Consider the following 24,688-nt stretch of genomic DNA (forward strand, 5'->3'; position numbering starts at 1 on the left):
GAGGGGGCGAAGGGGTCGCGGACGATAGTCCGGCGGCCCCTTCGTTTATCCAGATGACGCCGTGTCAGGCGTTATGCAGCGCCTGTTCAATGTCCGCGACCGTGTGGCCGGTCAGATCCTTGGCCAGCTCGCCGGCGAGGCGGTTGCTGACCTCCTTATGGTAATGCTTGCGCAGCTCGCCCAGCGTCTTGGGCGGCGCGACGATGATCAGCGTCTCGAAGGCGTTCGACAACGCCCGCTTCTTCAGCATCTCGGCCGTCTCTGCGGCGAAGCGGTCCTCTTCCTGCTGGTGGAAGTCGGTCTCGCCCATCGACCCGCGCGACGGCGCAAACTGCGCACCGCCGCCGCTGGCGTGGTTCGATCCGCCCTGCGCTACCGGCGGCGCGCCTGCTCCGCTCTGCGTCGAGCTGGCGCCGCCGGCCGCGTCGGTCTTCTGGTCGCGATCCGCCGGATTGGCATGTTCCTCGGCATGTTCGACCTGGAGGTTGGGATAATCGCTGTCGCCTTCGTTGCGGAAGAACAGCGCCTTGCGCCCGTCCGCGACCAGCACGAAGGCGTTGTGCGGGACCTGCATCTCTCATCTCCTGATCGTTGAACCGACAGGGTAACGCCGGTGACCGGGCACGGTTGCCGGCTTGCGCGGCAAAGGAGGCGCGGCCATAGCCGTCGCCATCATGCACGACATCCGCGCCATCCGCGAAGCCCCCGCAGCCTTCGATGCCGATCTCGCCCGCCGCGGCGCCGCTCCACAGGCCGACCAACTCGTCGCGCTCGACGACGCACGCCGTGCCGCGATCGCCGCGGCGCAGGACGCGCAGACCCGCCGCAACGAACTGTCGAAGGGCATCGGCCAAGCCAAGGCGCAGAAGGACGAGGCCAGGGCCCAGGCGCTGATGGCCGAGGTCGCCGCGCTCAAGGACGCCCTGCCCGGCCTGGAGGCGCGCGAGGCGGACGCCGCGGCGGCGCTCGACACCGCGCTCGCCGCCCTGCCCAACCGCCCGGCCGCCGACGTGCCCGCCGGCGCCGACGAGCATGACAATGTGCTGGTGCACAGCCGCGGCACGCCGCGCGACTTCCCCTTCCCGGCGCGCGAGCATGACGCGATCGGCCCGGCGATCGGCCTCGACTTCGAAACGGGGGTGGCGATCGCCGGCGCGCGCTTCACGTTGGTCCGCGGCGACGCGGCGCGGCTGCAGCGTGCGCTCGGTCAGTTCATGCTCGACCGGCTGAGCCGCGACCATGGCTATGAGGAGGTGGCGCCGCCGCTGCTCGTCCGCGACGAGGCGGTGTTCGGCACCGGTCAGCTTCCCAAATTCGCCGAGGATTTGTTCCGCACCACCGATGGCCGCTGGCTGATCCCCACCGCCGAGGTGTCGCTGACCAACATCGTCCGCGAGGCGATCCTGAGCGAGGCGGAGCTGCCGCTGCGCTTCGCCGCGCTGACCCCCTGTTTCCGGTCCGAGGCAGGTGCCGCCGGGCGCGACACCCGCGGCTACATCCGGCAGCATCAGTTCGACAAGGTCGAGATGGTGTCGATCGTCACCCCCGAGGCGTCGGACGACGAGCACGAGCGGATGACCGCCTGTGCCGAGGGCGTGCTCGATGCGCTCGAACTGCCCTATCGGCGCATGCTGCTGTGCGCCGGCGACATGGGCTTCTCCGCGGCGCGCACCTACGACCTCGAGGTCTGGCTGCCCGGCCAGGCGCGGTATCGCGAGATTTCGAGCTGTTCGACCTGCACCGACTTCCAGGCGCGGCGGATGAACGCACGCTACCGGGCGGAGGGCGAGAAGGCGAACCGGTTCGTCCACACGCTCAACGGCTCCGGCCTCGCGGTCGGGCGGACTTTGGTCGCGGTGATCGAAAATTACCAGCAGGAGGACGGGTCGGTCGCGGTGCCGACCGTGCTCCAGCCCTATCTGGGCGGCCGCAACCGTCTCGAGCCGCGGCGCTGACATGATGCGGCGGTCGGGCGTCGCCAGTCTGGCCTCGCTGACGCTGGCGCTCGCCGGCTGCATTCCAAGCGTTGACGCGCCACCGTCCGGTCCCTACCAGCCGGCACCGCCGCCGGCCTATCCGGCCGACGACCGCCCCCCTCCCGTCGAGCACGACGACGACCTGCCGTCGCGTCAGGCCGACCAGCCGGTCAGCATGCCCCGCACCGCCCGCCCGGCGTGGGAGGCGCGGCCGGTGACGCCGGACGCCAAGGTCGTCGCGGACCAGCGCTACACCGTCGCCCCCGGCGACTCGCTGCGCCGCATCGCCGAGCGCACCGGTGCGGGTGCGGCGGCGATCGCGCGCGCCAACGGCCTCGTCCCGCCCTTTCCGGTGCGTTCCGGCGAGCAGCTGGTCATCCCAGGCGGCCGCTATCACCTCGTCCGCCAAGGCGAGACCGGCATCGCCATCGCCCGCGCCTATGGCGTCGAATGGTCGCGGATCGTCGCCGCCAATGCGCTGCAGGAACCCTATATCCTCGCCGCCGGCCAGCGCATCCTGATCCCCGGCGACCCCGGCCGTGCGCCCTCCACCGCCGAGCGCGCCGCCGCCTTCAAACTCGACATCGACGACATCCTGACCGGTGGCGAACCCGCCCCCGCCCCGCGCCAGGCCGCCGCCAAGCCGGTGGCGACGCCGCGGCGCGTCCTGCCGCCGTCCGCCGTCGTCGCCGCCCCGGCACAGCTTGCGCGCGGCGGCTTCCTCTGGCCGGTCGACGGCGCCGTCGTCACCCGCTTCGGTCCGGGCCGCAGCGGCGAGCGCAACGACGGCATCAAGATCGCCGTGCCGATCGGCACGCCGGTGCGTGCCGCCGCCGACGGCGTCGTCGCTTATGCCGGCGACGGCATCGCCGCGCTCGGCGGGCTGATCATTGTCAAGCACGGCGACGGCTGGACCAGCGTTTACGGCCACGCCAGTAAGCTGCTCGTTCAGCGCGGCCAGAGCGTCAAGCGCGGCCAGACCATCGCGCTGTCGGGCGACACCGGCTATGCCGAGCGGCCGGAGCTGCATTTCGAGCTGCGCAAGGGGCGCACCCCGGTCGATCCGCAAAGCCAGCTGCCGCGGCGCTAGCCGCCGCCTTGCGCGATCGTCGCGACAGGTGACGGGGCCGCACCGGCTGTGTAACGGCTGCGCGCATGACCTACGCCTCCGACCTGCTCAACACGCTCTCGACGCGCGGCTACATCCACCAGCTGACCGACGCCGATGCGCTCGACGCGCTCGCCGCCAAGGGGGTCGTGCCGGGCTATATCGGCTTCGACCCGACCGCGCCGTCGCTGCACGTCGGCAGCCTCGTCCAGATCATGCTGCTGCGCCGGCTGCAGCAGACCGGGCACAAGCCGATCGTGCTGATGGGCGGCGGCACCGGCAAGATCGGCGATCCGAGCTTCAAGGACGAGGCGCGCAAGCTGCTCGGCGAGGACGGCATCAAGGCCAACGTCGCCTCCATCAAGCGCATCTTCGAACGCTTCCTGACCTTCGGTGACGGGCCGACCGACGCGGTGATGCTCGACAATGCCGAATGGCTCGACCGGCTGGAATATATCCCCTTCCTGCGCGAGGTCGGCCAGCATTTCAGCGTCAACCGCATGCTCAGCTTCGATTCGGTCAAGCTGCGCCTCGACCGGGAGCAATCGCTCAGCTTCCTCGAATTCAACTACATGATCCTGCAGGCCTATGACTTCCGCGAGCTGGCGCATCGCCACGGCTGCCGGTTGCAGATGGGCGGCAGCGACCAATGGGGCAATATCGTCAACGGTATCGAGCTCGCCCGGCGGATGGACGGGATCGAGGTGTTCGGCGTCACCACGCCGCTGATCACCACCGCCGACGGCGGCAAGATGGGCAAGACGATGGCCGGCGCGGTCTGGCTGCACGAGGACCAGCTCTCGCATTTCGATTACTGGCAGTTCTGGCGCAACACCGACGATCGCGATGTCGGCCGTTTCCTGCGGCTGTTCACCGACCTGCCCCTCGACGAGATCGCCTTGCTCGAGGCCTTGCCGGGCGCCGAGATCAACGAGGCGAAGAAGGTGCTCGCCAACGAGGCGACCGCCATGTGCCGCGGTCGCGCCGCCGCGGAGGAGGCGGCGGAGACCGCGCGCCGCACCTTCGAGGAAGGCGCGAGCGGCGGGGCACTGCCGACCGTTACCGTCGCCGGCGGGTCGATCGGCGTCGTCGACGCGCTGATCGCGCTTGGCTTCGCCAAGTCGAAGGGCGAGGCGCGACGGCTGATTGCCGGCGGCGGCGCCCGACTCGGCACCGACAAGATCACTGACGAGGCGCAGGTGATCGCCGTCGGGCCCGAGCCGGTCCGCCTGTCGGCCGGCAAGAAGAACCACGGGCTGCTGATCGCCGGCTGATGCGACGAACCGAGTGCTGCGGTAAGTCTCTGTAAAGGGTGCGTCTTTAGTAAACGTCCACAACGGTCTGAATGGGCAGATCGTGATGAGGCGCCAGCATGTGCTCGGAGCGTTGAACCAGACGTACGACGGGCGGGCCGAACCCCGCGACGAGGTCCATTTCCGGGGCCGCGTGCTGCTCGCCGATCGCCGTACGGTCACGGTGCTCGTCGTCAATCTGTCCCCGGGCGGTCTGATGATCCGCAGCGATGCGCCGGTCAGCGTCGGCGAATGGATCCGCGTGCAGCTGCCGCTGGTCGGCGAGATGCAGGTCGCGGTGCGCTGGGCCTTGGGCGGACGGATCGGCTGCCAGTTCGAACGCCCGATCCCGGCCGGCCAGTATCACGCGGTGCTGGGTGCGATGAAGGCTTGAGCGCCGCGCGAACGCCCACGAGACTTGACAGAATTGACGCCTGAACGCGCCGGAAACGATCCCTGTCGCGAAATATCATTGCGCGTCGCTGCGGCAGGCGCGCTCGCGGCCGCGCCATCGCCGTCAGTGTGACCGGCCATGAGAAAGAACGTCGAGGGACCTTAGCAGTCATTGTTCCTGTAGGACAGCGTTGCGGCCCGGTGATGGCCATGGCGGCATCGCGCCACGTTCTCGCAAAGCCGGGTGGCGTGGCGGCGATACTCCCCTTTCGTGGGACATGGCCGAACGCTTCGAACGTCATGGTTAGCCCCGGAAACCCGACGTGGTCCAGAAGCTGCACACGCTCGCCAAAAAGGGCATGGCGCTCAAGGCAATTGCCAAAGCGCTGATGCGAAGCGAGCCATCGGTCAAGGAACGCGCCGGGGCGGATGGGCTGTCGATCGCCAAGCTGAGGCAAGATTGCCGACCGGGTATGTGACCCTGTTTCCGGCACCCGCGTCTACCCTCATCCGCACACCGGCCGCGTCCGGCAGCAGTCAGCCCTGCCACCCGTTGCCGATCGGCGCGGTCCGGATATGATGCAGATTATGCTGACATCAGGCCCCCTGCAGTCGCTTGCGCTCCATGCCGCCGCCATCTTGGTCCTTTCGGCTCAGGCGATGCCGATCGGGCACGAGACGCGAGGTCCCTTCGACGGCATTCCAGGCGTCACGATCGTCGATTATGATGTTGCCGGTCGCACACCGAAGGCGATCCGACATTCGATCGACGCGGCGCGGCCGACAGACACCAACGATGGCACGCGCGTCGACGGGCTATCGAGATGGAACGTCCGCTGGCGGTGGCAGAATGACGGGCGGGGACATTGTTCGACGACGCAGGAAGACATCTCCTTTTCCGCCACCGTGACGGTTCCGCGGCTATCCGACGCCAAGGTTTCGCCGGCCGTGCAGGAACAATTCGACCGGTACCGCAAATCCCTGCTCGCGCATGAGGAAGGGCATGTCCGCTACGCTTGGGATCACCGCAACGACATCGTCAAGGCCATCAACACCGCGGGCTGCGACAAGGCAGGCGCCGCAGCCAAAGCCGCCCTGGCGATAATCGCGTCGCATGACGTCGCGTTCGACCGCGAAACCCATCATGGCGGCAGTACGATTGCGGCATTCGGCTGACCTACGCATCCGCAAGCGGTCGCTTCCGCGGTGACGCGGGGGTCGATCGGCTGCGGTCGCGCGGACCCGGTGGCGCCCGCCTCCTCCTGTCACCCCGATCGCAGCAGCGCCACGCCCGCATCGCGGTCGAACAAATAGAGGGCGATCCGGGCGGCCTCGCCGCGCGCGCCCTCCAGCCCGCCGTCGCGGCCGATCAGCAGGCGCGCGTCGTCCTGCGCGCATTGCATCAGGTCGGTCAGCATCTCCGGCGTGGCGAGGCGGAAGGCCATTTCGCCGGACTGGCGCGTCCCGAGCAATTCACCGCTGCCGCGCAGGCGCAAATCCTCCTCGGCGATGCGGAAGCCGTCGTTGGTGTCGCGCATCAGCGCCAGCCGTGCCCGCGACGTCTCGCTGAGCGTCGACCCGCGTAACAGCAGGCACCGCGACAGCCCCCCGCCCCGCCCAACCCGGCCGCGCAGCTGGTGAAGCTGGGCAAGGCCGAAACGGTCGGCATGTTCGATGACGATCAGCGTCGCATTGGGCACGTCGACACCGACCTCGATCACCGTCGTCGCGACCAGCACGGACAGGCGGTTGCCGGCGAACGCCTCCATCACCGCGTCCTTCTCCGGCCCTTTCATGCGGCCGTGGACGACGCCGACCCGTTCACCGAAGCGAAGCCGCAGCTGTTCGGCGCGCATCTCCGCGGCGGCGAGGTCGCTCTTCTCGCTTTCCTCGACCAGCGGGCAGACCCAATAGGCCTGGCCTCCATCCGCGATATGCCGCCCGAGCGCCTCGACCACTTCGTCAAGCCGGTCCTCGCTGACCACGCGCGTCTCGATCGGCTGGCGGCCGGGCGGCATCTCGTCGAGGCGGCTGACGTCCATCTCGCCATATTGCGCCAGCGTCAGCGTGCGCGGGATCGGCGTCGCGGTCATCGCCAGCAGGTGCGGCGGCGTGCGCCCCTTGGCCTGCAGCATCATCCGCTCGGCGACGCCGAAGCGGTGCTGTTCGTCGACGACGACGAGCGCGAGGTCCTTGTAGGCGACCGCCTCCTGGAAGATGGCGTGCGTGCCGACGAGGATGTCGATCTCGCCGCTCGCCAGACCCATCAAGGTCGCCTCGCGCGCGCGACCCTTGTCGCGGCCGGTCAGCACGGCGACGTTGAGCGGCAGGCCGGCGAGCGTCTTGCGGAGCGTCTCGTAATGCTGGCGGGCGAGGATCTCGGTCGGCGCGAGCATGGCGCCTTGCGCGCCCGCCTCCACCGCGATCAGCAGCGCCATCGCCGCGACCAACGTCTTGCCGGCGCCGACGTCACCCTGCAACAGCCGCAGCATCGGCGCGGTCTGGGCGAGGTCGCCCTCGATCTCCGCGATCGTGCGGCTTTGCGCACCCGTCAGCGTGTAGGGCAGCTTGAGCAGGTCGCGCAGCCGCCCGTCGCCGTGCAGCGCGCGGCCGCGGCGCTTGCGAGTGTCGGCGCGGACCAGCGTCATCGCCAGCTGATTGGCGAAGATCTCGTCATAGGCGAGCCGCTCGCGCGCGACCTTGTCGGCGGGGTCGTCGTGGATCGCGGCCAAAGCGTCGCGCCAGTCTGGCCAGCCGCGCTTCCCTTTCAGGCCGGGTTCGATCCATTCGGCCAGCACCGGCGCGCGCTCGACCGCCTGCTGCGCCAGCGCGGCGAGGCGACGCGAGGTCAGCCCTTCGGACAGGGGATAGATCGGCTCGCGGGCGCGAAACGGCTCGTCGGCTTCGGCCAGGTCGGGGTGGATGATCTGGAGGGTCTGGCCATATTGCTCCAGCTTGCCCGACACGCGGCGCGGCTCGCCCAGCGGCAGCAGCTTCTTCACCCAGCCGGACGAGCCGCCGAAATAAACGAGGCTGACATAATTGCCGCGGGCATCGACCGCCTGCACCCGCGTCGGTCCGCGGCCGCTGCTGGTCCGATAATCGACCGGGGTAAGCTGGATCGCGATGATGCGGCCGGCGTCGGCCTCGTCGAGTTCGTCGCGCGCCACCCGGTCGATCCAGCCGCTCGGCAGATGGAAGGCGACGTCGACGACGCGCGCGAGGCCGAGCCGTTCGAGCGGCTTGGCGAGCGCGGGGCCGACACCCTTCAGCGCGGTGACTTCGGCGAACAGCGGATTGAGGATGAGCGGGCGCATGACTACATGACCGCTATAGCCGACCCGACGTGTGCCGCCAGCACCCGCCGGGCGTTACGCCATTGGGAATGCTGCATGGATCACGCCACCCGCCTCAAACGCCTGAAGTTCCGCGCCTGGCACCGCGGCACCAAGGAGGCGGATCTGATGATCGGCGGCTTCTTCGACGCGCACGGGCCGAGCCTTTCGCCGGCGGAGCTCGACTGGTTCGAGGCGCTGCTCGAGGAGCAGGACGTCGACATCATGGGCTGGGCGATCGGATCGCTGCCCTGCCCCAACCGTTGGCAGGGGCCGATGATGGATCGCATGCGCGCGATCACCTACGTGCCGGTGGCGCGTTGACGCACCACTGATTTCCGTCGTCACCCCGGACTCGTTCCGGGGTCCACCGATCCGCTAGCGCCGCAGCGCTGGGCTTACGCGGCACCGTGGATGCCGGAACAAGTCCGGCATGACGAAAGATACGATGCCCGACCTTCAGACGATCCTTACCGCCAAGACCATCCTGACCCTGTCGGGCGTGCCGCATGGCTTCCAGCCCACGGTGCTCGCCGATCTGGCGCGCGCCGCAGCGGCGAAGGGCGGGCGCGTCGTGTTCGTCGCGTCCGACGAGGCGCAGATGCGGGCGATCGCCAGCACCGCCGCCTTCTTCGCGCCCGAGCTCGAAGTGCTGGGCCTGCCGGCATGGGACTGCCTACCCTATGATCGCGCCTCGCCGACGCTGCGCATCATGGCGGAGCGGGTCGCGGCGCTGCATCGGCTGCAGCGGCAGGTGAAGACGCCACAGCTGCTGCTGACCACCGCCAATGCCGCGACGCAGCGGGTGCTGACGCCGTTCCGCATCCGGCAGCTGGTGGCGCGGCTGGCGCCCGGCGAGCGGATCGACCGCGACAAGCTCGCGCAGTTGCTTCAGGCGAACGGCTATGTCCGTACCGACACGGTGCACGACCACGGCGAATATGCGGTGCGCGGCGGCATCGTCGACCTCTATCCGAGCGGCGAGGAACAGGCACTGCGCCTGGACTTCTTCGGCGACGAGATCGAGACGGTGCGGACGTTCAGTCCGGAGGATCAGCGGACCACCGGCCGGATCGACGGCTTCGTGCTGCTGCCCGCATCCGAGGCGCTGCTCGACGAGGATTCGATCAAGCGCTTCCGCAGCCGCTATCGCGACAAGTTCGGCGCCACCGCGACGGGGGACCCGCTGTATCAGGCGGTCAGCGACGGGCGACGGCTGGCGGGCATGGAACATTGGCTGCCGCTGTTCGAGGACAAATTGGCGACGCTGTTCGACCATCTCGGGCCCGACGACGTGATCGTGCGCGACGCGGGCGTGGCGGGCGCGGTCGAGGGCCGGCTGGAGGCGATCGCCGATTATTACGAGAACCGGCAGCGGGCGGAGGGTGCGCAGCCGGGCAGCTACCGGCCGCTTGGGCAGACCGCGCTCTACCTCGGCGAACGCGAATGGCGCGAGACGGTCGAGGCGCGGCACATGCACGTGACGACGCCGTTCCACGAGCCGGAGAGCAGAACGGTGCTCGACTTCGGCGTCGACGGCGCGCGCGACTTCGCGCCCGAACGCTCGGGCGGCGCCAACGTCTACGAGGCGGTCGTCCAGCACATCGGCCGTCTGCGCAAGGACGGCAAGAAGCCGATCCTCGCCAGCTATTCGATCGGCGCGCGCGAGCGGCTGGGCAATCTGCTCAAGGATCATGGCCTGACTGGCGCCAAGGCGGCGGAAACCTGGCAGCAGGCGCTGGGCGTCGCCGATACCGGCAAGAGCGCCGGCGTGGCGCTGGTCGTGCTGCCGCTCGACCACGGCTTCACCGCGCCCGACGTCGCGGTGCTGACCGAACAGGACATGCTCGGCGACCGGCTGATCCGGCGGGCGAAGCGCAAGAAATCGGCGGACGCCTTCCTCGCCGAGCTGGCGACGCTGACGCCGGGCGACCTCGTCGTCCACAGCGACCATGGCATCGGCAAATATCTCGGCCTGACCTCGATCCCGGTCGGCCAGAGCCCGCATGATTGCGTCGCGGTCGAATATGCCGGCGGCGACAAATTGTTCGTGCCGGTCGAGAATCTCGAAGTGCTGTCGCGCTACGGCAGCAGCGAGGAGGCGACCGCGCTCGACCGGCTGGGCGGCGAGGCGTGGCAGCGGCGCAAGTCGCGGATGAAGGAGCGGATCCGCGAGATCGCCGGCGAGCTGATCCGCACCGCCGCCGAACGCGCGCTGCGCCCGGGCGAGATCGCCGAGCCAGACCCCAGCGGCTATCCGAGCTTCGTCGACCGCTTCCCCTATGAGGAGACGGACGATCAGGACCGCGCGATCGACGACGTGCTCGGCGATCTGGCGGCGGGCAAGCCGATGGACCGGCTGATCGTCGGCGACGTCGGCTTCGGCAAGACCGAGGTCGCGCTGCGCGCCGCCTTCGTTGCGGCGATGGCCGGCATGCAGGTCGCGGTGGTCTGCCCGACGACCCTGCTCGCGCGTCAGCATTTCAACAATTTCTGCGCGCGGTTCGAGGGCTTTCCGATCGAGATCGGCCGCCTGTCGCGACTGGTCACGGCGAGCGAGGTGAAGGCGACCAAGGAGGGCCTTGCCAACGGATCGATCGACGTGGTGATCGGCACGCACGCGCTGCTCGCCAAGACCGTCGAGTTCAAGCGGCTCGGGCTGGTCGTCGTCGACGAGGAGCAGCGGTTCGGCGTCACCCACAAGGAACGGCTGAAGGCGATGCGCGCCGACGTGCACATGCTGACGCTGACCGCGACGCCGATCCCGCGCACGCTGCAGATGGCGATGTCCGGCTTGCGCGAACTATCGGTGATCCAGACGCCGCCGGTCGATCGCCTCGCGGTGCGCACCTATGTCATGCCGTGGGACCCGGTGGTGCTGCGCGAGGCGCTGCTGCGCGAACATTATCGCGGCGGGCAAAGCTTCCTGGTCACGCCGCGCATCGCCGACCTGCCCGATCTCGAGGAATTCCTGCGCAACGAGGTGCCGGAGATCCGCTACGTCATCGCCCACGGCCAGATGAGCGCGACCGAGGTCGAGGAGCGGATGAGCGCCTTCTACGACAAGAAGTTCGAGGTGCTGATCTCCACCACGATCATCGAGAGCGGCATCGACATCGCCTCCGCCAACACGATGATCGTCAACCGCGCCGATCGCTTCGGCCTCGCCCAGCTCTATCAGTTGCGCGGGCGCGTCGGCCGGTCAAAGACGCGCGCCTATGCCTATCTGGTCACCCCGCCCGAACGGCAGATGACCGACACGGCGGAGAAACGGCTGAAGGTGCTGAGCGACCTCGACTCGCTCGGCGCGGGGTTCCAGCTCGCCAGCCACGACCTCGACATCCGCGGCGCGGGCAATCTGCTCGGCGACGAACAGTCCGGTCATATCAAGGAGGTCGGCTACGAACTCTACCAGTCGATGCTGGAAGAAGCGATCATGGACGCCAAGGCCGGCGGCCTCGCCAGCGATCGCCCGCGTGACTTCTCGCCCCAGATCACCGTCGATGCGCCGATCCTGATCCCGGACGATTACGTGCCCGACCTCGACCTGCGCATGGGCCTGTACCGGCGCCTCAACGAGCTGGACGAGAGCCGCGAGATCGAGGCGTTCGCGGCAGAGATGATCGACCGGTTCGGCCCGCTGCCCGACGCGACCGACAATCTGATCCGGGTCATCGAGATCAAGCTCAACGCGAAGAAGGCGTGCATCGCCAAGATGGATGTCGGCCCGCGCGGGGTGCTGGTCGCCTTCCACAACGACACGCCGCCGAACTTCCGCGGCCTGCTCGCCTATGTCGAGCGGCTCAACGGCGTCGCCAAGCTCAGGCCGGACAGCAAGCTGGTGCTGCAGCGCGCCTGGCCGGACGCCAAGGCGCGGCTGCACGGCGCGTTGCAATTGTCGAAGGGGCTGGCCAAGGCGGCGGGCTGAGCCGTCCGCCGGTCAGGCTCAGCTGCTGTGGTCGGCGATGATCTTCCAGCCGCCCGCCTGCCGCTCGAAGACCAGCGAGGTCATGCCGCTGTCGGTACGGCCGCCGGGGTAGGTCAGCGTCCACCGCGCCCAGAGCATCTGGTGGGTCGGGTCGATCGGCCGGCTGCCGAGCATGCGGAACGACAGCGCACCGCGCTTGCGCGGGTCCTTGCCGTAGCCGGCATCGTAGCGCGCCGCGATCGCCCGCTTGCCGCGCACCAGCCCCGTCTTGGTGACGAACACCGCATCCTCCGCGTAGACGGCGAGAAACCGCGGGATGTCGCCGCGTGTCCAGGCCGTGGCACTATCCTGCATCGCGCGTTCGATGCCGGCGCGGGGATCGGTCGCCGGGGCGGCGGTGGCGGCAGCGAGCAGCAGCGCGATCATCGAGGCGTCTCCAGCAATCGGATCAGCGCCGCCTCGTCGAGCGGCGGCGCGAGCAGAAAGCCCTGAACATAGGCACAGCCCTCCGCGGCGAGCAAGGCGCGCTGCGCCTCCGTCTCCACCCCCTCGGCGATCACGGGCAGGTCGAGCGACCGCGCCAGCGCCATCACCGCGCGCACCACGCCGCGATCGTCGCTCGGCTGCCCCGCACCGCCTACCGCCAGTGCCTTGTCGAGCTTGAGATAATCGAGCGGCAGAGCAGCGAGGTAAGCCAGGCTGGAATAGCCGGTGCCGAAATCGTCGAGCGCGACGCGGGTGCCGGCGGCACGGATCGCACGCAGCACGCCGGCCGCCGCGTCCAGATCGCGAACCGCACCCGTTTCGGTGATCTCGACGGTCAATCGGTCGGGCGCGACCCCGGTGGCAGCGGCCTGGGCGAGGAAGGATGCGGCGAACCCCGGCCGGGCAAGGTCGGCGGCGGTCAGATTGAGCGAGACGCGCAACGCCGCCAGCGTCCCGGTCCAGCCGGCGATCCGCCGCAGTACCAGCCCCTGGATGTGATCGGACAGCGCGAGACCAAGATCGGCGCGCTCCGCCGCGGCGAACAGCGCGTCCGCGCCGAGCGAGCCGAGCCGGCCGTGCCGCCAACGAGCCAGCGCCTCCACCCCGATGATCGGGCCGCCGTCGATCGGTGCCTGCGGCTGGAACAAGATGTCGATCTCGCCGCGCTCGATCGCATGGTGCAGGTCGACGGCCAGCGCATCGAGCGGCATCGCCCCTTGCGGGCCGGCGATCCGTACCATGCCGCTGTCGCCGCTCTTTGCGGCCGCCAGCGCCTCGCCGGCACGATGCAGCAGACGCGGGGCGTCGTCTCCCGCCCCGCTCTCCGCCATGCCCCAGCGGCTGCCGAGCACCGCTTCGCCCCCGCCGACGCCGAACGGCCGGGCCAGCGCCGCGTCGAGCCGCGCCGCCAGCACATCGAGCGTCGCCGGATCGGCGGCCGCCGTGACGACCAACTCGCTGCCGCTCGGCGCGACGACGAGCCCGGACGTGTCGAGCAGATCGGCGACGATCGCCTGCACCTGCGCACGCGCCGCCGCGATCAGGGAGTCGCCGGCAGCCCGTCCCCGCGCCGCGTTCAGGATGTCGAGCCGCGACAGTGCGATCCTGAGCACGCCGACATGGCGGCCGGCGACGAGATGGGCGTCGATCCAGTGTTCGGCCTCCGCCAATCGTGCTTCGGGCTGACGCCGGTCGCCATCATCGCGCCCGCCCGCACGGCGGACGTGGCGTTGCGCGAATCGCAGCGTCTGGCGCAGACTTTCGCCGTCACCCGGCGGCGCCAGAAAATGCGTGGCGCCGGCAGCGAAATGCGCGTCGAGCGCGTCGCCATCAGGCCGGTCGAGCAGCACCACCAATGCGCCGCCGGTCGCGGCGATATAGCCGCCCAACGCCTTGCTCGCGGCAAGGCCGGCATCCGTCCCGCCACGCCCGTCGACCAGGACGACCCGCACGCGCTCGGCCAGCGCCGCCTGGACGTCGGCCGCCGCCGGAGCCGCCACCAACCAACCGTCCTCCGCCGCCACCGCGGCGAGGGCGTCGTGATCCCGCGGCGACACGATCATCAACGTGAGGTGCTTTGCTTCTGCTGCCATTATCCCGTGCCTAGCGGCAGTTCCGGGCCGGTGAAAGCGGCTGGCGCGACGGCCGATACGCCCGGTATATCGCCACAGAACTTTACGGGGACGGAACGGACTTGTCCGCGGCGGGTTGACCGCTTAGCTCGCTGACATGACCACCGCTTCTCCTTCTCCCGACCGGCGGCTGGTCGATGCGCACGGGCGGGCGATCCGCTACCTGCGCATTTCCGTGACCGACCGCTGCGACCTGCGCTGCCGCTACTGCATGGCGGAGCAGATGACGTTCCTGCCGCGTGCGAAGCTGCTGAGCCTCGACGAGATCGCGATCATTGCCGAACGCTTCATCGCGCGCGGGGTGACCAAGATCCGCCTGTCGGGCGGCGAGCCCCTGGTGCGCCGCGACGTCGGCGATCTGGTGCGGCGGCTCGGACGCCATGTCGGCGCCACCGGCCCGGACGGCGGACTCGACGAACTGACCATGACGACCAATGCGACGCGGCTCGCCGACCATGCCGAGACGCTGGTCGCTGCGGGTATCCGGCGGATCAACGTCAGCCTCGACAGTCTCAACCCGGCCACCTTCCGCTACATCACCCGTCACGGCGACGTCGCTCAGGTGCTGGACGGCATCGCCTCCGCCAAGGCGGCCGGGCTGGCGGTCAAGATCAACATGGTCGCGCTGGCCGGTCTCAACGAGGACGAGATCGGCCCGATGCTCGCCTGGTGCCTTGAGCAGGGCCACGATCTGTCGCTGATCGAGACGATGCCGCTCGGCGCGATCGACGAGGATCGCACCGACCGGTTCGTGCCGCTGACCCGCGTGCTCGAGCGGTTGCAGGGCGAGTTCCCGCTGGTCCGCGACAGCCATCGCACCGGCGGCCCGGCGCGCTATTGGCGGGTCGAGGGCAGCACAACGCGGCTGGGACTCATCTCCCCGCTCACCGCCAATTTCTGCGACGGCTGCAATCGCGTGCGGCTGACCACCGAGGGGACATTGTACATGTGCCTCGGCCATGAGGACCGCGTCGATCTGAAGGCGGCGCTGCGTGAGGGTGGCATCGCCGCCCTCGATGCGGCGATCGACGACGCGCTGTTGCGCAAACCGGCGCGGCACGACTTCCGCATCGACCGGGGCGCCGCGCCCGCGACCAGCCGGCATATGAGCGTCACCGGCGGATGAACGTGTTCGAACGGCGCGCGCTCGTCGCTTCGCCCACGCCACCCGCCCAGGCCGCGGCGCGCGAGCTGGCCGACGCGTTCGACTGGGTCGATCCGGCCGAGGCGGATGTGATCATCGCGCTGGGCGGCGACGGCTTCCTGTTGCAGGCGCTGCACAGCCAGCTCGACCAGCGTCGCCCGGCGGTGCCGGTGTTCGGCATGAACCTCGGGACGGTCGGCTTCCTGATGAACGAGTGGCGGCAATTCGATCTGGAGGAGCGGCTGTCCCGTGCGCGCCCGTTCAAGGTGACGCCGCTGACCGCGACGGTGACCACCAACGACGGCCGCATCCATCAGGCCCCGGCGATCAACGAAGTGTCGCTGCTGCGCGAGACGCGGCAGACCGCGAAGCTCGAGGTGACGGTCAACGACCGCGTGGTGCTGCCCGAATTGGCCTGCGACGGTATTCTGGTGGCGACGCCGGCCGGATCGACGGCGTACAATCTATCCGCGCAGGGGCCGATCCTGCCGCTGGGCTCCAACCTGCTCGCGCTGACCCCGATCAGTCCGTTCCGCCCGCGCCGCTGGCGCGGTGCGATCCTGCCCGACAAGGCGCGGATTACCCTGCGCATCCTCGACGCGGGCAAGCGGCCGGTGTCCGCCGTCGCCGACCAGCGCGAATTTCGCGACGTCGCCGAAGTTTCGGTCTGCATCGACCGCGCGCGCGAACTGACCCTGCTGTTCGATCCCGAACATGCGCTCGACGACCGGATCACGATGGAGCAATTCATCGCCTGAACCCGGCCGGTGGCGTCGACGTGCACCCTGGGCGCGCTGCGTCATGACGATCTCGTGAAATTCGCCGCGAAACGGGGTTGCGCTGCCGAAAATGCCGGCTATAGACCCCCTCCACACAGCGACGGTAACGGTCCCTGATAGCTCAGCGGTAGAGCTCTCGACTGTTAATCGAGCGGCCGTTGGTTCGAATCCAACTCAGGGAGCCATCGCTGCGCCACCGGGCGCAGCAGACCTACCTGTCGCTGTGTCTTCCCCCCTTTTCACCAAGAGTGTTGCCAAGCCGGCAGCGAATCGACATCATCCGCGCCAGAGGCACATAACGTGCCCGCTGGAGAGGCTTGATGATCATTCTGGAAGTGCTGATCGGCGCCATGGCCGCCGCTGTACTCGCCGCCCCCGTGCTGATGGCGGTCACCGGCAAGAGCCGCGACACCGCCGACGAGACGCTGCCGGGCTAAAAGGCTGCCGCCGGGGCTGCGGCCACGATCCAGATTAACGCATCTGCCATACCACAAGCCTATGGCTGGCGGTTCTGACCGCCTTGCCTTGGGAACACCCCGTGGACCGTATCGACTCCCCGCCCGCCCCGCTTCCCCATGCCGCGCAACTGGTCGCATCGATCCACCAGCCGGTTCGCGCCAGCCTCGACGAGTGTCTGGCGCGCTGGCAGCGGCTCGACGAGGCCGCCCGCTGCCATGCCTATCTGGTGCTGGAGGGGCCGGAGCCGAACGCTCGCCGGACGCTCAACGCCGCGCAGATCGCGGCGCTCGTCGCGCACTGATAGGCTAACGAACCCAGCGCTAGCGCCCCAGCGAATACCAGACCAGCACCGCCACCGCGATTACGACCAGCGCTATGAGGAACAGCACCATGCGCGGCACCGCCTGGCGTTGCGGGCCGCGGTGAAGAGGATTCTGGTCGGCCATGATGTTCGCGTCCCGTCTGGTTGAGGGCCTTGCCAACGTCCGACGGGCCCGCCCGCTCCGCCCGGGTGGAACTGCGCGCCGCCGTCGCGGGTAGGATCGACCGGATAGCATGCGGGACCGATTCGACGATGCGACAGGCGAGCACAATCATCCAGATCGAGACGCGGCGCCCCGGCCTCGTCGAATTCACCGAGCGCGTCACCGGCTGGGTCGCCGCGCAGGGAATGGCCGAGGGACTGCTCACCGTCTTCTGCCGTCATACCTCTGCGTCGCTGGTCATTCAGGAAAATGCCGCGCCTGCGGTCCGCCGCGACATGGAGGCTTATTTCGACCGGATCGCGCCGCAGGGGCCGCTGTACGAGCATGACGACGAGGGGCCGGACGACATGCCGGCGCACCTCAAGACGGCGCTGATCGGCGTGCAGCTGTCGATACCGCTGATCGACGGGGCGCTGGCGCTCGGCACCTGGCAGGGCATCTATCTGTTCGAGCATCGCAGCCGCCCGCATCGGCGCAGCATCGCCCTGCATCTGATCGGCGCATGAACCGGGAGATGAAATCGCGTTCACCCGTGCCCGGGGGGAGCCAAGTCGTTCATCGCTCGTTCCGGTGGAAGACGCTAAATGCGGGGAGTTCGCCGCATCCGCGCGCGAAGGAGTAGGGAAACATGATGCATCTAGGCCGCAAGGCTGTGGTTGCGGCATTGGCCGCGAGCACGCTGCTGGTCGCCGGCTGCGCGACCGAGACTACCTATCGCCCCGCCACCGGGCAGGGCTTCAATCGTACCGGCTACAGCGATCGTCAGGTCGAAGCCGACCGGTTCATCGTCAGCTTCGCCGGCAACAGCGTCACGTCGCGCGATACCGTCGAACGCTATCTGCTGTTCCGCGCCGCCGAACTGACGCTGCAGAACGGCTATGACTATTTCGTGATGGCCAATCGCGACACCGATCGCCAGACGCGCACCTATACGACGCCCGGCTTCGGCTATGGCGGCTTCGGCGGCTATTGGGGACCGTCGTGGCGCTATTACGGCCGCGGTTTCGGCTGGCGCAGCTGGGACCCGTGGTTCGGTGGCTTCGGCCCGTGGGACAATGGCTTCGATATCCGTCAGATCGATCGCTACGAGGCGACGGCGGAGATCGTCATGCGCAAGGGACCGATCCCCCGCGACAATCTGCGCGCGTTCAACGCCCGTTCGGTGGTCGACACGATTGGGCCGACCGTGGTGCTGCCCAAGACGAACTGAGCCGTCTCAACGGCCCGGAATGCAGAAAGGGCCGGTCGCCATCGCGACCGGCCCTTTTCTGTTGCCGCGGTCCGGGTCGTACGACCCGCGCCGCCGCATTGCTCAGACGGTCACCGCCCCATGGCAGTGCTTGTACTTGCGTCCCGAACCGCACGGGCACGGTGCGTTGCGGTTGACGCGGCCTTCCCAATGTTCCGGATTGTCGCCGAGGTCGGGTGCTTCGGGCTGCACCATTTGCATCGGCGGAAGCTGCGGCGTGACGCGGCCAAGCGTACCGGCGTCGATGTCCGCCGAATTGTCCTCGCCCGTGAACGGGTCGAAATGCGTGGTGATGAAGTCCGGCAGGTCGGGCAGCGGCGGCGGCGCCTGGATCTGGAATTCGGCGAAGGCGATCGTCCGCGTCACGTCCTCGCGGATCGCGTCGAGCATCCGCTGGAACAGGCTGAACGCCTCCTGCTTATACTCGTTGATCGGGGTCTTCTGCGCATAGGCGCGCAGGTGGACGACCTGCCGCAACGCGTCGAGCGTCGCGAGATGCTCCTTCCAATGATGGTCGAGATTCTGCAGCAGGATCGACTTCTCGACCTGCTGCCACGTCTCCGGCTCGAGCTGCGCGGCCTTTTCGGCGACCATGGCGTCGGCGGCCTCGCGCACCCGCTCCTCGACCACTTCCGGATCGATCGCGTTCTCCTTCAGCCAGTCGTCGACCGGCATATCGAGGTTGAGCGTCTCGACCAGGCGGGTCTTCATGCCAGCGACGTCCCATTGCTCCGGATAGGAGCCGACCGGGCACGCCTCGCCGACGATGACGTTTACTGTCTCGGCCCGCATGTCGCTGACCACGTCGCCCACGGTCTCGGCGTCCATGATGTCGGCGCGCTGCTCGTAGATCACCTTGCGCTGGTCGTTCATCACGTCGTCATATTCGACGACCTGCTTGCGGATGTCGTAGTTACGCGCCTCGACCTTCTTCTGCGCGGTCTCGATCGCCTTCGTCAGCCACTTGGACCCGATCGCCTCGCCATCCTCGATGTTGGACCGCATCATGCGCGCGAACAACGTGTCCGGCCCGAAGATACGGAGCAGATCGTCGTCGAGGCTGAGGTAGAAGCGCGACAGGCCGGGATCGCCCTGGCGCCCCGAACGGCCGCGCAGCTGGTTGTCGATGCGGCGGCTCTCGTGCCGCTCGGTGCCGAGCACGAACAGGCCGCCGGCGGCGAGCACCTCCTGCTTCTCCGCCTCGATTTCGGTTCGGATCCGCGCCGCCGCCGCCTCATAGTCCGGCGTGCCCTCGGCCAGGTCCGGGTGCTCGTCGAGCATGCGGAACTCGAGGTTGCCGCCCAGTTTGATGTCGGTGCCGCGGCCCGCCATGTTGGTCGCGATCGTCACCGCGGCCTTGCGGCCCGCCTGGGCGACGATATGCGCCTCCATCTCGTGATAGCGCGCGTTCAGCACCTTATGTTCGACGCCTTCCTGTACCAGGAACTCGCTGAGCAGTTCGGACTTCTCGATCGACACGGTGCCGACCAGCACCGGCTGCCCCTTGGCGGCATGTTCGCGGATCTTTTTGGCAATTGCGCGGAACTTGTCGTGTGTGTCCTTGTAGAATTCGTCTTCCTCGTCGACCCGCTGCACCGGCACGTTGGTCGGGATGGTGACGACGTTCATCTTGTAGATGTCGTAGAACTCGGCCGCTTCCGTCGCCGCGGTGCCGGTCATGCCGGCGAGCTTGGGGTACATGCGGAAATAGTTCTGGAAGGTGATCGAGGCCATGGTCTGGTTCTCGGGCTCGATCGTCACGCCTTCCTTGGCCTCGACCGCCTGGTGCAGGCCGTCCGACCAGCGCCGCCCGTCCATCATGCGGCCGGTGAATTCGTCGATGATGACGACCTTGCCGTCCTTGACGATATAATCGGTGTCGCGCTTGAACATCATGTTGGCGCGCAGCGCCTGGTTGAGGTGGTGGACCACCTGCGTATTCTCGAAATCGTAGAGGTTGGCGCCCTGCAGCAGGCCGGCCGCCTCGAGCAGGCGCTCGGCGCGCTCGGTGCCGTCCTCGGTCAGGATGATCGACTTCTGCTTCTCGTCCTTCTCGTAATCGTCGGCCGTCAGCTGTTTCACGATCGCGTCGACGCCCATGTACAGCTCCGACTTGTCGTCGGTCGGACCGGATATGATCAGCGGCGTGCGCGCCTCGTCGATCAGCACCGAATCGACCTCGTCGACAATCGCCATGCTGAAGGCACGCTGGACCATGCTGGTCCGCTCATACTTCATGTTGTCGCGCAGATAGTCGAAGCCGAACTCGTTGTTCGTGCCGTAGGTGATGTCGCTGTTGTAGGCGGCGCGACGCTGTTCGTCGGTGAGGTTGGGGATGATCGTGCCGACGGTCAGGCCGAGGAAGCGATAGACCTGCCCCATCCATTCCGCGTCGCGCGCCGCCAGATAGTCGTTGACGGTGATGACGTGGACGCCCTCGCCCGGCAGCGCGTTGAGATAGGTGGCGAGCGTTGCGACCAGCGTCTTGCCCTCGCCGGTGCGCATCTCGGCGATCTCGCCGCGGTGGAGGACGATGCCGCCGATCATCTGCACGTCGAAATGGCGCATGCCGAGCACGCGCACCGCCGCCTCGCGCACCGTGGCGAACGCCTCGGGCAGCAGGTCGTCGAGTTTGGCGCCATTGGCCAGCTGTTCGCGGAACTTCGCGGTCTGCCCGGCGAGATCGGCATCGGACAGCGCCTGCAGCTGCGGCTCGAAGGCGGCGATCTTGGCGATGATCGGGTTCAAGGATTTGACGTATCGGTCGTTGGATGAACCGAACAGGGATTTGGCGAGGCCGCCGAGCATAAGCATATGTCCTAAATTGAAAGGCGCGCGCGCAACGTAGAGCAGCGTCGCCGAAGAGGGCGTGGGTCGTGGCGCGAACGGCCGGAGCGGTCGGAAAGTTCGCTGTAAACGACGTGCGCGCTATTCGCGGCGGCGGCTGGCGTAGAGTGGGGTTTCGGCGACTGCGAGCATGGGCAGCGCCAATCCAACGGCGACGGCGACCAACCGAGCGACCGCCTGCTGCGGGCGTCGCGCGATGGGCATCGCGGCGACGGTGGCCGCGGCGGCGGCGACCTGCGCGCTCACCGCCTGTGCCGCAGCGGGCGCACGCGCCGCGGAGCCAACCCCGGTAAGGGCTGACAAGAGCGCGGAAAAGAGCAGCAACAGGTTCATTGCGCAGCCGGCATAGAGCGTGCCGCCGCGGGCGTCCACCGGCTAAGCGCGCCCCTATCTCAAGATCACTTGCTCGCCGTTTTATCCGGCAACAGCGTGATTGAGAATCCGATCAACGCCTTGCCGGCGATCCGACGTCCGCCGTTCATGATCCGTGGCAGCGAAGTCGCATTTTGCGCGGCGCCGACGCATGGGTCGCTTGCGCGCTGATAATTGGTCAGGACCTTGCACGCCGTGACTTGACCGGTGGTGTCGATCGATACCTCGATCATCGTGTCGGTCAGGACGGTTCCGGCGGCATTGACTTCGACATTGCCTGGGTCGCTGTCCAACTGCCATCGGACGCCGCGCAGTTGGTACGTGCTAGCGATTGCCCTGCCCTTTTGGCGGGCGGGGCGGAAACGACCGTTGTGCATCGCCAATTCGCACGTCTTCGCATCGAGTGCAGCAGAGCCACTCGACTCTGTTATCACGCAGGCCGACGGCTTCCCGAGCGGATCGAGCATGAGCTTGATCGATACTCTGCCTTGGTCGCCGGCCCGACGAGCCTCGGGCGGGTAGGCGTCAACCGGAAACCAGTCACCCTGGTCGCCGATCGGCACCGGCGGTTCATAGCCCTCCGGCGAGGCGGCGCGGGGCGGATCGGCTTGCGGCGCGGTCGCGGGCGTCGTCGCCTGCGTCACCAGGATCGTCGCCAACGCCATCGTCATGTCGATCATCGCCCTACCCCCTACCCCGCTGTCATCATCCCGTCGTTGATACGGGCCGCGACTGCTTCCATAGCGGCAGCATGACAGATCATGCGCGCTCGCCGCTAGCCCCCGCCGCCTTCCCCGCCCTGCCCCCGGTCGCCGGCGTCGTGCCGCATGTCGCGCGGGCGCGGTACAAAACTTGGGACCGCTGCGACCTGACCTTCGTCGCGCTCGCGCCGGGGACGAGCGTCGCGGGCGTGCTGACGCAGAGCAAATGCCCGTCGCCGGAGGTGGAATGGTGCCGCAAGGCGCTGACGCTCGGGCAGGCGCGGGCGCTGGTCGTTAATGCCGGCAACTCCAACGCCTTCACCGGCCATCGCGGCCGCACCGCGGTGGAGGCGATCGCGGCGCGAACCGCCCAGCATATCGGCTGCCAGCCGTCGGACGTATTTGTCGCCTCGACCGGCGTGATCGGCGTGCCGCTGCCGGTCGACAAGGCGGAGGCCGGGCTCGACGCGGCCTTTGCCGCCGAACCGTGCGACTGGCAGGCGGCGGCGGAGACGATCGGCACCACCGACACCTATCCCAAGGGCGCGACCACCACCGCGATCGTCGATGGGCGGACCGTGACCCTGGTCGGCATCATCAAGGGGTCGGGCATGATCGCGCCGGACATGGCGACGATGCTCGGCTTCATCTTCACCGATGCGGCGGTCGAGCCCGGCTTCCTGCAGGCGGCGCTCAACGCCGCGAACACCACCACCTTCTCGTGCATCACCGTCGACGGCGACACGTCGACCAGCGACACGGTGCTCGCCTTCGCCACCGGCACGGCCGGCAATACGCCGCTCGCCGGGCCCGACAGCGACGGTGCCGATGCCTTCGCCGCCGCGCTCGCCGATCTGTGCCGTCAGCTAGCGCTGCTGGTCGTGCGCGACGGCGAGGGCGCGAGCAAGCTCATCCAGATCACCGTCGCGGGCGCGGAGAGCGACCGCAGCGCGCACCGCATCGCCATGTCGATCGCCAATTCGCCGCTGGTCAAGACGGCGATCGCGGGCGAGGACGCCAATTGGGGCCGCGTCGTGATGGCCGTCGGCAAGGCCGGCGAGCCCGCCGAGCGCGACAGATTGTCGATCCGCTTCGGTGCGACGCAGGTCGCCGAAGGCGGCCTCGCGGTCGAGGGCTATGACGAGGCGCCGGTCGCCGCGCATCTGAAGGGGCAGGAGGTCGAGATCGGCGTAGACCTCGGCCTTGGTGACGGCGTCGCGACGGTTTGGACGTGCGACCTGACGCACGGCTATATCGCGATCAACGCCGATTATCGGAGCTGAAGAGGCCGAAATGACCCACAAGCACCATGACGCCGTCGTCGCGCTGATGCGCCGGGTCGGGGCCGAGATCGTGATGCCGCATTTCCGCAACCTGTCGCCCGATCAGGTGATCGAGAAGGCAGCGGACGATCTCGTCACCGTCGCCGATCGCGCCAGCGAGGCGGCGCTGACCGAAGGATTGCTGGCGATCGACGCCACCGCGCGGGTCGTCGGCGAGGAGGCGGTGGCCGCCGATCCGACGATCCTCGACGGCATCGACCGCGGCCGCGTCTGGATCGTCGACCCGATCGACGGGACCAACAATTATGCCAATGGCCGCACCCCGTTCGGCATCATGATCGCGCTTGCCGAAGACGACGTGGTGCAGGCGGGCTGGATCCTCGATCCGGTGAGCGACCGGCTGGTCCATGCGGTTGCCGATGGCGGTGCCTACGTCGACGGCGAGCGGGTCTTCGCACGCGGCACGGGCGGCACGCAGCCCGTGGCGGGCGTGGCGACCTATTTCCTGTCGGCCGAGGAATTGGCCGACATCGACGCGCGCGCCGCCGGCCACTGGCAGATCAAGCCGATGCCACGTTGTGCGGCGGAACAATATCCCCGGCTGGTGCTGGGCACCGATGACGCCGCGCTGTTCCGCCGGACATTGCCGTGGGATCATGCCGCCGGCAGCCTATTCCTGCGCGAGGCCGGTGGCGTCGTACGGCGGCTGGACGGGGCGGACTATCGGATCGGTGATGGCCGGAGCGGGATGATCGCGGCGGCATCGCCGGCATTGTGGGAGCGCGCGCGAGCGGTGCTGGCCTGAGCCGTGTCTCGCAGCCCGTCAAACGAAGGGGGGCGTAGGACGCCCCCCGAGACCTCAGGCGAGTTCGCCTTCCAGCCAGGCCTTGATCCGGCCCTTGGGCTCGGCACCGACCTTGGTCGCCGCCGGCGCGCCGGCCTTGAACAGGATCATCGTCGGAATGCCACGCACGCCGTAACGGCCCGGCGCATCGGGATTGTCGTCGATGTTGAGCTTGGCGATCGTCACCTTCTCGCCCAGTTCCTCCGAGAGTTCCTCCAGGCTCGGCCCGATCATCTTGCACGGTCCGCACCATTCCGCCCAGAAATCGACCAGCACGGGGCCATCGGCATTGAGCACGTCGCTCTGGAAGCTGGAATCGGTGATCGTCTTGGTCGCCATGGATAATCTCCTTTGCACCCCATTTAGGATGGGGCGG

The 24,688-nt window shown here is 68.4% G+C and carries 24 protein-coding genes and 1 tRNA gene; 16 read left to right on the forward strand and 9 right to left on the reverse strand.

The annotated features are described in order from the left end of the window. Positions 1–64: 64 nt before the first annotated feature. The gene (locus D9601_RS07060; RefSeq protein WP_198353126.1) at positions 65–574 is read right to left on the reverse strand and encodes a host attachment family protein; all 510 of its coding nucleotides are present in this window, start codon (positions 572–574) and stop codon (positions 65–67) included. A gap of 100 nt (positions 575–674) precedes the next feature. On the opposite strand from D9601_RS07060, the gene serS reads away from it, so the two are divergent. From serS to D9601_RS07090, 6 genes are all read left to right on the forward strand, one after another. After that, entirely contained in the window at positions 675–1,955 is a 1,281-nt protein-coding gene (gene serS / locus D9601_RS07065) for a serine--tRNA ligase (RefSeq protein WP_198353127.1), read from the forward strand. 1 nt (position 1,956) lies between these two features. Next, a complete protein-coding gene (locus D9601_RS07070) occupies positions 1,957–3,066 on the forward strand; it encodes a peptidoglycan DD-metalloendopeptidase family protein (protein ID WP_443024706.1) in 1,110 nt (369 codons plus the stop codon). A 65-nt stretch (positions 3,067–3,131) separates the two neighbouring features. Further along, positions 3,132–4,358: a tyrosine--tRNA ligase gene (gene tyrS / locus D9601_RS07075; RefSeq protein ID WP_198353128.1), complete on the forward strand. Its 1,227-nt coding sequence runs from the start codon at positions 3,132–3,134 to the stop codon at positions 4,356–4,358. A gap of 85 nt (positions 4,359–4,443) precedes the next feature. Further along, positions 4,444–4,770, forward strand: coding sequence for a PilZ domain-containing protein (locus D9601_RS07080; protein WP_232473851.1), 327 nt, complete (start codon positions 4,444–4,446; stop codon positions 4,768–4,770). A 322-nt stretch (positions 4,771–5,092) separates the two neighbouring features. Next, a complete protein-coding gene (locus D9601_RS07085) occupies positions 5,093–5,248 on the forward strand; it encodes a hypothetical protein (RefSeq protein WP_332837932.1) in 156 nt (51 codons plus the stop codon). Positions 5,249–5,345: 97 nt separating this feature from the next. Continuing rightward, entirely contained in the window at positions 5,346–5,945 is a 600-nt protein-coding gene (locus D9601_RS07090) for a DUF922 domain-containing protein (RefSeq protein WP_232473852.1), read from the forward strand. 89 nt (positions 5,946–6,034) lie between these two features. Here the strand turns inward: D9601_RS07090 and recG are convergent, their stop codons facing one another. Further along, positions 6,035–8,086 carry an ATP-dependent DNA helicase RecG gene (gene recG / locus D9601_RS07095; RefSeq protein ID WP_198353130.1) on the reverse strand — a complete coding sequence of 684 codons (2,052 nt, stop codon included), beginning with the start codon at positions 8,084–8,086 and terminating at the stop codon, positions 6,035–6,037. Positions 8,087–8,161: 75 nt separating this feature from the next. Here recG and D9601_RS07100 point away from each other — a divergent pair, with 75 nt between their 5' ends. Together D9601_RS07100 and mfd are read left to right on the forward strand one after the other, a co-directional pair. Then, the gene (locus tag D9601_RS07100) at positions 8,162–8,428 is read left to right on the forward strand and encodes an FAD assembly factor SdhE (protein WP_198353440.1); all 267 of its coding nucleotides are present in this window, start codon (positions 8,162–8,164) and stop codon (positions 8,426–8,428) included. Positions 8,429–8,552: 124 nt separating this feature from the next. Continuing rightward, a complete protein-coding gene (gene mfd / locus D9601_RS07105; protein WP_198353441.1) occupies positions 8,553–12,032 on the forward strand; it encodes a transcription-repair coupling factor in 3,480 nt (1,159 codons plus the stop codon). An 18-nt stretch (positions 12,033–12,050) separates the two neighbouring features. On the opposite strand, the gene D9601_RS07110 is transcribed toward mfd, so the two are convergent. Together D9601_RS07110 and D9601_RS07115 are read right to left on the reverse strand one after the other, a co-directional pair. Further along, positions 12,051–12,458 carry a YybH family protein gene (locus D9601_RS07110; RefSeq protein ID WP_198353131.1) on the reverse strand — a complete coding sequence of 136 codons (408 nt, stop codon included), beginning with the start codon at positions 12,456–12,458 and terminating at the stop codon, positions 12,051–12,053. After that, a complete protein-coding gene (locus D9601_RS07115) occupies positions 12,455–14,110 on the reverse strand; it encodes a GGDEF domain-containing phosphodiesterase (RefSeq protein ID WP_198353132.1) in 1,656 nt (551 codons plus the stop codon). The genes D9601_RS07110 and D9601_RS07115 overlap by 4 nt, the downstream gene beginning before the upstream one ends. Positions 14,111–14,246: 136 nt before the next feature. Here D9601_RS07115 and moaA point away from each other — a divergent pair, with 136 nt between their 5' ends. From moaA to D9601_RS07135, 4 genes are all read left to right on the forward strand, one after another. Beyond that, complete coding sequence (gene moaA / locus D9601_RS07120) at positions 14,247–15,275, forward strand: GTP 3',8-cyclase MoaA (protein ID WP_198353133.1); 1,029 nt, start codon at positions 14,247–14,249, stop codon at positions 15,273–15,275. Further along, complete coding sequence (locus tag D9601_RS07125) at positions 15,272–16,051, forward strand: NAD kinase (RefSeq protein WP_198353134.1); 780 nt, start codon at positions 15,272–15,274, stop codon at positions 16,049–16,051. The genes moaA and D9601_RS07125 overlap by 4 nt, the downstream gene beginning before the upstream one ends. Before the next feature lie 131 nt (positions 16,052–16,182). Beyond that, positions 16,183–16,257: transfer RNA gene (locus D9601_RS07130), tRNA-Asn, on the forward strand. A 353-nt stretch (positions 16,258–16,610) separates the two neighbouring features. After that, positions 16,611–16,832 (forward strand): hypothetical protein, encoded by a 222-nt coding sequence (locus D9601_RS07135; protein WP_198353135.1) that lies wholly within the window; start codon positions 16,611–16,613, stop codon positions 16,830–16,832. A 19-nt stretch (positions 16,833–16,851) separates the two neighbouring features. Here D9601_RS07135 and D9601_RS20015 read toward each other — a convergent pair whose 3' ends face one another. Beyond that, complete coding sequence (locus tag D9601_RS20015; RefSeq protein ID WP_269769647.1) at positions 16,852–16,977, reverse strand: hypothetical protein; 126 nt, start codon at positions 16,975–16,977, stop codon at positions 16,852–16,854. A 128-nt stretch (positions 16,978–17,105) separates the two neighbouring features. Between D9601_RS20015 and D9601_RS07140 the strand changes: the two genes are divergently transcribed. Further along, positions 17,106–17,522, forward strand: coding sequence for a secondary thiamine-phosphate synthase enzyme YjbQ (locus D9601_RS07140; RefSeq protein WP_198353136.1), 417 nt, complete (start codon positions 17,106–17,108; stop codon positions 17,520–17,522). 122 nt (positions 17,523–17,644) lie between these two features. Further along, positions 17,645–18,226, forward strand: a complete 582-nt coding sequence (locus D9601_RS07145) for a CC0125/CC1285 family lipoprotein (protein ID WP_198353137.1) — start codon at positions 17,645–17,647, stop codon at positions 18,224–18,226. Positions 18,227–18,328: 102 nt separating this feature from the next. Here D9601_RS07145 and secA read toward each other — a convergent pair whose 3' ends face one another. The 3 genes from secA to D9601_RS07160 all read right to left on the reverse strand — a co-directional run bounded on the left by secA (position 18,329) and on the right by D9601_RS07160 (position 22,164). Further along, positions 18,329–21,073, reverse strand: a complete 2,745-nt coding sequence (gene secA / locus D9601_RS07150) for a preprotein translocase subunit SecA (protein WP_198353138.1) — start codon at positions 21,071–21,073, stop codon at positions 18,329–18,331. A 120-nt stretch (positions 21,074–21,193) separates the two neighbouring features. Next, the gene (locus D9601_RS07155; RefSeq protein WP_198353139.1) at positions 21,194–21,445 is read right to left on the reverse strand and encodes a hypothetical protein; all 252 of its coding nucleotides are present in this window, start codon (positions 21,443–21,445) and stop codon (positions 21,194–21,196) included. 65 nt (positions 21,446–21,510) lie between these two features. Beyond that, on the reverse strand, positions 21,511–22,164 hold the full coding sequence (locus D9601_RS07160) for an energy transducer TonB (protein ID WP_198353140.1): 654 nt from the start codon (positions 22,162–22,164) through the stop codon (positions 21,511–21,513). A gap of 71 nt (positions 22,165–22,235) precedes the next feature. Between D9601_RS07160 and argJ the strand changes: the two genes are divergently transcribed. Together argJ and D9601_RS07170 are read left to right on the forward strand one after the other, a co-directional pair. After that, complete coding sequence (gene argJ / locus D9601_RS07165) at positions 22,236–23,468, forward strand: bifunctional glutamate N-acetyltransferase/amino-acid acetyltransferase ArgJ (RefSeq protein WP_198353141.1); 1,233 nt, start codon at positions 22,236–22,238, stop codon at positions 23,466–23,468. Between the two features lie 10 nt (positions 23,469–23,478). Continuing rightward, positions 23,479–24,273 (forward strand): inositol monophosphatase family protein, encoded by a 795-nt coding sequence (locus D9601_RS07170; RefSeq protein ID WP_198353142.1) that lies wholly within the window; start codon positions 23,479–23,481, stop codon positions 24,271–24,273. Positions 24,274–24,327: 54 nt separating this feature from the next. Here the strand turns inward: D9601_RS07170 and trxA are convergent, their stop codons facing one another. Next, the gene (gene trxA / locus D9601_RS07175; RefSeq protein WP_198353143.1) at positions 24,328–24,651 is read right to left on the reverse strand and encodes a thioredoxin TrxA; all 324 of its coding nucleotides are present in this window, start codon (positions 24,649–24,651) and stop codon (positions 24,328–24,330) included. Between the last annotated feature and the right edge of the window lie 37 nt (positions 24,652–24,688).

It is taken from the genome of Sphingomonas sp. MA1305, assembly GCF_016107325.1.
Lineage (GTDB): Bacteria > Pseudomonadota > Alphaproteobacteria > Sphingomonadales > Sphingomonadaceae > Sphingomonas.